The organism is Chitinophaga sp. (assembly GCF_036569125.1).
Classification (GTDB): domain Bacteria; phylum Bacteroidota; class Bacteroidia; order Chitinophagales; family Chitinophagaceae; genus Chitinophaga.
The window spans coordinates 1-10,501 of record NZ_DATCRF010000236.1; the positions used below are offsets into that span (position 1 = coordinate 1).

Annotated in this window: 9 protein-coding genes; 5 read left to right on the forward strand and 4 right to left on the reverse strand. The window is 48.7% G+C overall.

The window, feature by feature from the left end; translation table 11 throughout:
• The 4 genes from alr to VIM87_RS08390 form a co-directional block, all read left to right on the forward strand.
• Positions 1-584, forward strand: a 584-nt coding sequence (gene alr / locus VIM87_RS08375; RefSeq protein WP_331996543.1) for an alanine racemase, incomplete at its 5' end; no start/stop codon positions are given.
• A gap of 108 nt (positions 585-692) precedes the next feature.
• Positions 693-1,355: a lipoprotein signal peptidase gene (locus VIM87_RS08380; protein ID WP_331996544.1), complete on the forward strand. Its 663-nt coding sequence runs from the start codon at positions 693-695 to the stop codon at positions 1,353-1,355.
• A 604-nt stretch (positions 1,356-1,959) separates the two neighbouring features.
• Positions 1,960-4,833, forward strand: a complete 2,874-nt coding sequence (locus tag VIM87_RS08385; RefSeq protein ID WP_331996545.1) for a TonB-dependent receptor — start codon at positions 1,960-1,962, stop codon at positions 4,831-4,833.
• 135 nt (positions 4,834-4,968) lie between these two features.
• On the forward strand, positions 4,969-5,937 hold the full coding sequence (locus VIM87_RS08390; protein ID WP_331996546.1) for a sulfite exporter TauE/SafE family protein: 969 nt from the start codon (positions 4,969-4,971) through the stop codon (positions 5,935-5,937).
• A gap of 119 nt (positions 5,938-6,056) precedes the next feature.
• Here the strand turns inward: VIM87_RS08390 and fumC are convergent, their stop codons facing one another.
• From fumC to VIM87_RS08410, 4 genes are all read right to left on the reverse strand, one after another.
• Positions 6,057-7,457 carry a class II fumarate hydratase gene (gene fumC / locus VIM87_RS08395; RefSeq protein WP_331996547.1) on the reverse strand — a complete coding sequence of 467 codons (1,401 nt, stop codon included), beginning with the start codon at positions 7,455-7,457 and terminating at the stop codon, positions 6,057-6,059.
• A 296-nt stretch (positions 7,458-7,753) separates the two neighbouring features.
• Positions 7,754-8,530, reverse strand: a complete 777-nt coding sequence (locus VIM87_RS08400) for an enoyl-CoA hydratase/isomerase family protein (protein WP_331996548.1) — start codon at positions 8,528-8,530, stop codon at positions 7,754-7,756.
• A gap of 112 nt (positions 8,531-8,642) precedes the next feature.
• Positions 8,643-9,428: an outer membrane beta-barrel protein gene (locus tag VIM87_RS08405; protein WP_331996549.1), complete on the reverse strand. Its 786-nt coding sequence runs from the start codon at positions 9,426-9,428 to the stop codon at positions 8,643-8,645.
• Between the two features lie 116 nt (positions 9,429-9,544).
• On the reverse strand, positions 9,545-9,952 hold the full coding sequence (locus tag VIM87_RS08410; RefSeq protein WP_331996550.1) for a cobalamin B12-binding domain-containing protein: 408 nt from the start codon (positions 9,950-9,952) through the stop codon (positions 9,545-9,547).
• Between the two features lie 276 nt (positions 9,953-10,228).
• Here VIM87_RS08410 and VIM87_RS08415 point away from each other — a divergent pair.
• On the forward strand, positions 10,229-10,501 hold a 273-nt coding region (locus tag VIM87_RS08415; protein ID WP_331996551.1), incomplete at its 3' end, for a glutamate--tRNA ligase family protein.

The following is a 10,501-nucleotide window of genomic DNA, read 5'->3' on the forward strand; positions in this document are numbered from 1 at the left end:
CCCGCCGGCAGGGCCGCCTGTTCTATGAAATGAGCCATGAGCTGCAAAAAGCGCTGGGGTATATTGGCATACGCCACATAGCCAACAGCGCCGCCATACAGCGCCACCCCGACCTTCAGCTGGATATGGTGCGCCTGGGCATTGGCATGTACGGGATAGACAGCGGTAATGGTGAAATGCAGGAAAAGCTGCAAAATGTAAGCACCCTCAAAACCACCATCGCCCAGCTTAAATACCTCTCCGAAGGGGAAACCGTAGGTTACGGCGCCAAATGGACCGCCCCCGGCCCCGCTGTAATTGCCACGGTTCGTATAGGCTATGCCGATGGATACCCCCGCTCCCTGAGCAATGGGGTAGGGAAGATGCTCGTTCGCGGGCAGCTGGCCCCGGTAGCCGGTATAGTGGCCATGGATATGCTGATGCTGGATGTAACCCATATTCCCGAAGTAGCGGAAGGCGATGAGGTGATCGTTTTTGGGCAGCAGCTGCCCGTGCAGCAGGTAGCCTCCTGGGCCGGCACGATCCCCTATGAGATCCTGACCGGGATCTCCCAGCGGGTAAAAAGGATTTATTTTGAAGAGTAATACTGCTTTCCACTTTAAATAAATCTATTATTTTTGGTAAAATTTGTGTCCCCTCAAAACAGCCGTTATCCGTGCAGTTTGGGGATTACAGAATAGCACTAGACCATTATGAAATATCGTCACGTAATATTTATCGTAGTACTGATCCTGATCATAGACCAGGCGCTGAAGTTTTGGATAAAAACTCACCTGTATATGCAACAGGAGTTTGTGATCTTCCCGAACTGGTTCCGCATTCATTTCATTGAAAATGAGGGTATGGCCTATGGTTTAAAGTTCGGCGGGGACTTCGGTAAAATATTGCTGACCTTATTCCGCCTGGTAGCCGTGGTAATTGGTTTCTGGTATATGCGCAAGCTGGTAGCCCAGAAATTCCATACCGGTTTGCTCATTTGCGGCTCCCTGATCCTGGCCGGTGCAGCCGGCAACCTGATAGACAGTATGTTCTACGGTCTTATTTTCAGCGACAGCAGCTATGATATTGCCCGTTTTATGCCTAAGGAAGGCGGCTATGGCGCCTTTTTACACGGCCGGGTGGTGGATATGCTGTACTTCCCCATTTATGAAGGTTACCTGCCAAAGTGGATCCCTCTCAAGGGCGGCGACTATTTTATTTTCTTCCGCCCCGTATTTAATATTGCAGATGCAGCCATTTCTACCGGTGTAATAACCATCCTGGTGTTCCAGCGCCGCTTTTTCAGCAAACGCGTGGAAACCACCAACAATAACGGCAGCCGTAGTGAAGCCGTAGTAAATGGTGCAGTAGAATAAGCGTAAAGCATAAAGGACAAAGCATAAAGCTGTGGCAAGTGTGCAGGTGGCTGGAATACGTATGTAACGGCAGGGATCAGGATCTTATGTGCTGATGTGCCAATATGCAATGTGCTGGTTTCTGTTGATGAAATTTTATTTTATATGGCCTGTCAGATTAAATACTGACAGGCCTTTTACTTTATTACCCAACCACTTCTCCAATAATTCTATCCGCCGTCATCAGCATAAACATCATGCATTTAAGTCAGCGCTACACATTAGTACATCAATCAACCCATTAAATCACTCATCAAATCAACCCATCAAATCATCCGTTAAAACATCCCCTAATAAACACCAGCACATTAGCATATTAGCACATCAGCACATTCCCCTCATCTGCACATCTGCACATCTGCACATCTGCACATTTTCCCCCTCTTGCTTTGAAAAGTAAATTCCCTTTTATACATTTGTCCACAAATTCTATAGACTATATGATTTTCAGGGGTGCAATTATACAGTTTGTCTTTGGCCGATGTTGTGTAAACAGCACATCCACAATACATTATTGATCTATACCTACCATACATTTTAAAAATTTACCACCAAATAAACTACAATGCAACGAATTAAGTCTACCTACCTGTGGCTGTTATTACTGCTGCTGCCGATACTGGCACAGGCACAGCTGAATGGCAACTATATAATAGCCGGACGGATCGTAGATGATAAGGGAGAGGCCCTTCCCGGCGCCTCCATCCAGATAAAGAACACTTCTTTTGGCGCCACAACAGACAGCACCGGCCATTTTGAGCTCACTACCAATACCAAATTCCCCTACCGGCTGGTGATACGCCTCATTGGCTACCAACCGCAGGAGTTTGAGGTACGCAACAGCAACAGCCGCCTGCAGATACAATTATATACTCAATCCTTACTGGTGAATGAAGTGGTGGTATCTGCCAGCCGCCAGCAGGAGAAGCTGTTAAAATCACCGGTAGCCATTGAAAAGCTGGACATACGGGCGCTGAAATCCACGCCTGCAGCCTCTTTCTACGATGCCATCGGCAATCTCAAAGGCGTGCAGATGACCACCGCCGGCCTTACCTTTAAAGTGTTCAACACCCGCGGTTTTAACGTGCCCAATAACTTCCGGTTCATGCAGCTGGTAGATGGGGTGGATAACCAGGCCGCTACTTTGGGCGTGCCCCTGGGTAACGCCATCGGCCCCACAGAACTGGATATCTTAAGCGTGGAAGTTACGCCCGGCGCATCTTCCGCCCTGTATGGCATGAACGCCATTAACGGCATGTCAAACCTTGTTACTAAAAATCCTTTTCAGTACCAGGGCCTGAGCGTAATGCAAAAAGTAGCCTTTAACCATTTTGACGGTAAAGGCAGCTCACCCAAGCCTATTACGGAAACGGCCATCCGTTATGCGCAGGCGATCAATGATAAGTGGGCATTTAAAGTGAACTTCAGCTACATGAAGGGTACCGACTGGTATGCCGACAGCCATAACGACTTTAACCCGCAAAGCAAGGCCAATCCGGATTTTCCGCAGCTAAGCGGCGCAGATAATATTGCCAATGATGCATGGAATAAATATGCGGATCAGACAGATATTGCTATTAAGGACAAAGACGGCCGCGCCTACAACGTGCACCGCACCGGTTACTGGGAAAAAGACCTGGTAGGCGATTATGGTGTAAAGAATGTAAAAGCCGATGCTGCACTGCATTACAAGATCAGTCCTAAGCTGGAGCTGTCTTATGCATACCGTGTAGGCCTGATGGATGGCTTCTTTCAGCGTGGTAATCGTATTGGTTTAAAGAATGTATTGGTACAGAACCACAAGCTGGAGCTGGTGCATAATGATTTTACCCTGCGCTCCTACGTTTCCATTGAAAACACCGGCGACTCCTACAATATGAACCCGCTGGCCGATAACCTGGAGAAATCCTTTAAATCAGATAACCAGTGGAAAGCAGATTATACCACAGCGCTCAATAATGCCTTAACCGCCGATCCCGGCGACCTGGTAGCCGCTCACCGCGCGGCCCGCGCTGCTGCCGATAATGGCCGCTGGACACCCGGCACCGCTGCATTTGATGCGCAGGTAGCCAAGATCAAAAGCATTAACGACTGGGATATTTACCCGGTATCCAAAGATTCCACCAACAAATCAGGTGGTGCAGCCTTACTGCAAATGAGCCGCTTTTACCATACGGAAGGCACCTGGAACCTGCGCCAGTACGTTCATTTTGCCGATGTGCTGATAGGCGCTGATTACCGCACCTATGAGATCATCCCCGACGGGAACAACTTCGTGGACTTTACCCGCTCGCTGGACAAACGCAACCAGCCCGGCGGAAAACATATCTGGTACGGCAAAGTAGGCGGCTTTGTACAGGCATCCAAAACCTTCTTTAACGATGCCATTAAGCTCACCGGCTCCTTACGGTACGACAAGAACCAGGAGTTTGGCGGTAAAATAAACCCGCGTATAGCCGCAGTGTATACTACCAAAGATCAGAAGCACAACATCCGCGTATCCTGGCAGAACGGTTTCCGCTTCCCCTCCCTGTTTGAAGCCTATTCCTTTGTAAACAACGGGCAGGTAAGGCGTGTAGGCGGGCTGGCATTCATTGAGGATGGACTGGGTTATTTCAAGAACTCATACCTGACCTCCACCGTAACGGCCTTTGGTACAGCTACCAACCGCACCATTAACGCCAACCCGGGCATGACCACTGAAAATGCAGCGGCCCAGAATGCATCTATCCTGAAAGTAGCTAACCTGGATCCCATTGTACCGGAACAGATCCACGCATTTGAAGCCGGTTACAAAAGCGTTTTATTTGATAACAAGGTGTTTGTGGATGTAGATGGATATTACAACTCCTATAAACATTTCATAGGCCAGGTAGAAGTAGCGGTGCCGCAGAGCGGGGATGTGAACAATCCCACCTCCGACGTGCTGCTGCAAATGCTGGATAAGAACAAGCAAAACCGCTACCGGGTATGGACCAACAGTAAATCAACCGTGCAAAACTATGGGGCGGCAGTAGCGCTGTCTTACAACTTCTATAAAACCTACACTATCAGCGGTAATGTGAACTACAACAAGCTGGCGCAGGACAAAACCAAAGATGATGCCCTGATCCCCGGTTTCAACACACCGCGGTGGTTCACCAACGTAAGCTTTGGCAACCGGGCGGTGTTACCCAATGTAGGGTTTAACATTGTATGGCACTGGCAGGATACTTTCTACTGGCAAAACCTGTTTGGTAATGGCGATGTGCCGGCCTACAACACGGTTGATGCACAGGTGAGCTACCAGCTGCCCAAGCTGAGCACCACTATTAAAGTAGGCGGCTCCAATATCTTAAATACTGCTTATTTCCAGTATGTGGGCGGGCCTACCATGCGCGGCTTATATTATGTAACTATTACGTATGATGGCGTATTCAAAAAGAAAGCGTCTAATTAAGATCAGGATCCAATCATTATAGGACAGGTCCCGGGAATAAAACCCGGGACTTTTTTTTGGTTTTATTTGGATATGCTGTTTATTCCGGCTACCTTTAGTCTATAATTCATATAGACTATATAACGTTTAAGTATTATGTCGCATAACGAGGTGATAGACAAACTGGAACAACAACCGGCTACGCTGAGAAGGCAGGAAATGCTTATAACGCTGGTAAACGAAGAAAATAAGAAAAAGCGTGGCCTGTGGGTAATTATCACCCTCCTGTCTATCGTTACCATAGCCGGCCTGTGGGTCACCTATTATTACAATGTGCCGGCAGCTACCCAAACCAGGGTATACCAGTTCATACAATCCCTTTTTACTTCACAGCTTTTATTCTATATAGGAGTGGGCTTGGCCGCTCAAATGGTAGATGGCGCCCTGGGCATGGCCTACGGAGCTACTTCCTCCTCCCTGTTACTGGGCCTGGGCCTGCCCCCGGCCATTGCCAGCGCCAGCGTGCATGTGGCAGAAGTGTTCACTACCGGCGCCTCGGGCATTGCACACTTTAAGCTGGGTAACGTAAACAAAAAATTATTCTTATACCTGCTTATACCTGGTATGGCAGGCGCTATCATAGGTGCGTACCTGTTATCTGACAAAATTGATGGTAATATTATTAAACCCTTTATGAGCGCTTACCTCATGATACTGGGCATTATCATTATCAGAAAAGGGTTGCAGAGCCAGCGCCGTAAAAGCAAAGTAAAACGCCTGGGCCCCCTGGCTTTTTTTGGCGGCTTTATGGATGCTATTGGCGGCGGCGGATGGGGCCCCATCGTAACCTCTACCTTATTAAGCAAAGGCCGCACCGTACACTATACCATTGGTTCAGTAAATGCAGCAGAATTCTTCATTTCCGCATCCAGCGCCATTACCTTCCTGATCTTCACCGGCGTTAGCAGCTGGCAGGTAGTAATAGGCCTGATCATTGGCGGGGTAATAGCATCGCCCTTTGCAGCCATCCTGGTGCGTAAGATCAAACGCAAACCGCTTATGATCATGGTGGGTATTATGGTTATTATCCTCAGCCTGCGCACTATCTACTTAAGCATAAAATAAATATGCAGATGTGCAAATATGCAGATGTGCAGATGAATTGAATCAATTGTTTAAACCGTCTTAAAATAAAAATGTGCAAATGGCCATAACCATTTGCACATTTGCATATCTGCACATTATTATTTTATCTCTCCAACCATGTTGGCCGGGTCTACCCACTCGTCAAACTGCTCTGGTGTAACATATCCCAGCTTCACCGCCATTTCTTTTAAGGTAGTACCTTCTTTATGGGCTTTCTGCGCAATCTCTGCTGCTTTGTAGTAACCGATCTTTGTGTTCAGGGAAGTTACCAGCATCAGTGAATTATCAACGTGCTTTTTAATGTTGGCTTCAATAGGCGCCAAACCTTCTGCACATTTATCATTAAAGCTTACACAGCCATCGCCTATCAGGCGGGCACTGTGCAGGAAGTTGTAGATCATTACCGGCTTAAACACGTTCAGCTCAAAATGGCCGTTGGCGCCGCCAATGCCAATGGCAACATCGTTCCCCATTACCTGTGCAGCGATCATGGTAAGCGCTTCACACTGGGTAGGGTTTACCTTACCGGGCATGATGGAAGAACCGGGCTCATTATCCGGGATGAACAGCTCACCAATACCGGAACGCGGGCCGGAGCTCAGCATACGGATATCGTTGGCTATTTTCATGAGGCTTACAGCTACTGTTTTCAGCGCGCCATGTGCTTCCACAATAGCATCGTGCGCAGCCAGCGCCTCAAATTTATTTTCTGCAGTAATAAAGGGAATGCCGGTAAGGGTGGCAATATGCCGGGCCACATTCACGGAGTAGTTCTTGGGAGTATTAATGCCCGTACCTACCGCTGTACCGCCCAAAGCCAGCTCACTCAGGTGCGCCAGGGTGTTGTGAATGGCTTTCAGGCCATGATCCAGCTGGGACACATACCCGCTCAGCTCCTGGCCTACGGTAAGGGGCGTAGCATCCATAAAGTGGGTGCGGCCTATTTTTACCACGTGCATAAAGTCCTGCGACTTTTGCGCCAGGGTATTCCGCAGCTTCCGGATGCCGGGAATGGTTACCTCTACCAGCATTTTGTATGCAGCAATGTGCATAGCGGTAGGGAAGGTATCGTTGGAGGACTGTGATTTATTTACATCGTCATTCGGGTGTATCACCTTATCCTTATCAGTAAGCTGGCCGCCGTTGATCACGTGGGCGCGGTAAGCTACCACTTCATTCACATTCATGTTAGATTGTGTGCCGGAACCGGTTTGCCATACTACCAGGGGAAATTCAGCATCCAGCTTGCCTTCCAGGATCTCGTCGCATACCTGGCCAATGAGGTCGGCCTTTTCTTTAGGCAGCACGCCGGCATCCAGGTTGGTAAGCGCGGCCGCTTTTTTCAGATAGGCAAATGCGCGGATGATCTCCTTTGGCATTTTATTAATGTCCTGTGCTATCCTGAAATTGTCAATGGAGCGTTGGGTTTGAGCGCCATAATAGGCATTTACGGGTACCTGTACCTCGCCCATCGTGTCTTTCTCTATTCTGAATTCCATATGCTTGAATTTTGAGCCACAAACCTACATAAAGAATTACGAATTACGAATTGGTCAATTACGAATTAATAGACCACGGACGGCAGCCATCATCCGGATCAGGCACAGCACGCAACTATTAATGGCCTGGCTCAATTAACAGCCCTTTATTCATAGTCCCGATATGGCCCTTCAACAAAAAGGCTTCCATTCGTAATTATTCATAGTCATAATTATTTTCAATGGCATTCCCCGCCTGGCGGAGCTGGCTATGCGCCGCTTCGCGGGGTCGTAATTGAATAATTCGTAATTGACTGCTACTCCCCGGTAAAGTTCGCTTTCCGTTTCTGTATAAACGCGGCGGCGCCCTCCTGCAGGTCTTTGGTGGCAAAGCAGGAAGAAAATTCGTTGATCTCCAGGGCAAAACCATCCACATCCCCATCCAGGGCGGCGTTGGCGCATTTGACCACCCCGGCTATGGCCAGCGGCGCTTTGGCATGGATCTTTTGCAGTATTTCTTTGGCTTTGTCCAACAGCGCTTCTTTTTCCACCACATGGTTCACCAGCCCCATGGCATGCGCATCTGCCGCACTCACCATATCGCCCGTCATCATCAGCTCCAGGGCCCGGCCTTTGCCTACCAGCTTTGTAAGGCGCTGGGTGCCACCGTAACCGGGTATCAGGCCCAGGTTCACCTCCGGCTGCCCGAATTTTGCGTTGGCGCTGGCTATACGAAAATGGCAGGCCATGGCCAGCTCACAGCCACCGCCCAGTGCAAAACCGTTCACAGCTGCTATAATGGGCTTCGGACATTCTTCTATACGCTGGAAAATGGTATGCCCTTTTTTAGCTAATGCAGCGCCCTGCTCCGGCGACAGCTCCAGGAACTCTGAGATGTCTGCCCCGGCAATAAAGGCCTTTTCACCGGTACCGGTAATAATGGCGCTTTTGATCTCCTTTTTCTTGTATACCTCATCCACAGCCAGCGCCAGCTCATTCATCACGGTCTGGTTCAGGGCGTTCATCTTATCCGGGCGGTTGATGGCTATGATCAAAATATCATCTGTCAGGGTGGTGCTGATGGTTTCGTACATGGTTATTGTTTTGGTTTTACACAACTAAGTTATTGAATTAGCGCCAACATAAAATGGTGTTACCGGCCAAAGCCAGTAACACCATTCTGATCGGGGTTTAGTATGGCGGATACTAAAAGTTGGTTTCTGCGTGATAGTGGTGCTTATGCCTGTACTTATCCTTATGATAGTTGATGCGCCCAAAATCGTAGCTGAGCGTTACAAAGAACATTTTTGCTTCCAGGTTCTTGTAGGGCTGTGTAGCCACACCGTTCACGGTTTCCTGGAAATCCTTGTTAAAGAAATCATTCAGGTAATACTGTACTTTCAGCCCAAAGCCCGGCTGGAAGCGGAAACCGGCGAACACAGAAGGCATAAGCAACGGCGTACGGTCGCTGAACCATTCGTTGAATTTGTGTTTCTTATCACCATTCAGGAACTGTTTCTCTTTATAATTAAAGGCCAGGTCATAGGAGCCGCCGGCAAAAAAGAAGAGGCGGCCGTGGCGCAGATCGCCGATCTTAAAGCCCAAAGGCACGCCCAGCGTATATACACGGCGTTTCAGCTTTACAGAATCGTTGGCTTTGGTGATGAGTCCAATGTTCTTGATATTTAAACCGGTGAAGATGCCGAAGTTCTTATTAAAATCGTAGTTGAAGTTGGTGCCTATATTTACAAAAAAGGTAAAGCGGGGAATATTGCGCACATGCACGCCATTATCTTTTACACTGGTAGCAAAGGACAGCAAAGGCCCGTCGCCGCCCCAGGAAGTATACACCTTGTTCTTTTTACCACCGGCATATTCGCCGAAGGCCATCTTTTTCCAGTCTTTGGTAGAATCTGTTTTTTCCTGTGCAAAAATGCTGCACTGCAACAGGCAGGCTGCTGCGAGGAGGATCAGGTAACGTTTCATTTTCATTCGTTGGATTTTTTAAGCGGTTAGTTATACAGGCAGCAGTTATTGTGCCTGCTTCCCTGCTATAGTTTTCAAGCTGCTATTAAAAAGACGAATGACCGTGGAAAAGGTTGCAACCTTTAAAAATTTCTGTGCTCAGCTACCCAGCCGGAAATATAGCTGGCTATTTCCTGTGTATGCGTGCCCGGGGGAAACAGCTTGCCTACGCCCAGCTGCTGCAGGGCCTGCATATCAGTGTCGGGAATAATGCCGCCGCCGGTAAGCAGCACATCATCCATACCCTTTTCTTTCATGAGGGATATAATACGTGGGAATACGGTCATATGCGCGCCGGAGAGTATGCTGATGCCAATGGCGTCCACATCTTCCTGCAGGGCGGCGCTCACCACCATTTCCGGGGTTTGGCGCAGGCCGGTGTAAATAACTTCCATACCGGCATCGCGCAGGGCAGCGGCTATTACCTTGGCCCCGCGGTCATGGCCGTCCAGGCCCACTTTAGCTACCAGTACCCGCAACGGGCGTTTCAAAGGGTTGACCATTTGGTGTATAAGATATTGAGGGGTAAATGTAGTGTTTTTTGTGTGGAGTCCATGGTCCATAGTCGATGGTCCATGGACTGCCGCGCAGCCGGAGTACTGCGTGTATGGTAGAAGGGCCCCGTAAGCGCACAAAAAGCAGGTTAGAGGATCCGCCACCCATCAGCCTGACCACGAACTTCCTTTGCCCGTGGAGTATGCTATGGACCATGGACTGTGGACCATTTTGCTTACCTTTGCCATCCGTAAAATTACAACCGGTTTTATATGAGTGAAGAAAGATCTCTCAATTTTTTAGAACAGATCATAGAAGAAGATCTCGCAAAAGGCGCAAATGGCGGCCGGGTGATGACCCGTTTTCCGCCGGAACCCAATGGCTACCTGCACATTGGGCACGCCAAATCTATTTGTCTCAACTTTGGGTTGGCCCAGAAATACAACGGGCAAACCAACCTGCGTTTTGACGATACCAACCCGGTAACAGAAGATACGGAGTATGTGGATTCCATCAAAGCCGACATTAAATGGCTGGGCTTTGAA

Bases quoted from the DNA above. Each gene is read 5' to 3' on its own strand.
- VIM87_RS08385 (WP_331996545.1), top strand. From the start codon at position 1,960: ATGCAACGAATTAAGTCTACCTACCTGTGGCTGTTATTACTGCTGCTG.
- VIM87_RS08390 (WP_331996546.1), top strand. From the start codon at position 4,969: ATGTCGCATAACGAGGTGATAGACAAACTGGAACAACAACCGGCTACG.
- fumC (WP_331996547.1), bottom strand. From the start codon at position 7,457: ATGGAATTCAGAATAGAGAAAGACACGATGGGCGAGGTACAGGTACCC.
- VIM87_RS08400 (WP_331996548.1), bottom strand. From the start codon at position 8,530: ATGTACGAAACCATCAGCACCACCCTGACAGATGATATTTTGATCATA.
- VIM87_RS08405 (WP_331996549.1), bottom strand. From the start codon at position 9,428: ATGAAAATGAAACGTTACCTGATCCTCCTCGCAGCAGCCTGCCTGTTG.
- VIM87_RS08380 (WP_331996544.1), top strand. From the start codon at position 693: ATGAAATATCGTCACGTAATATTTATCGTAGTACTGATCCTGATCATA.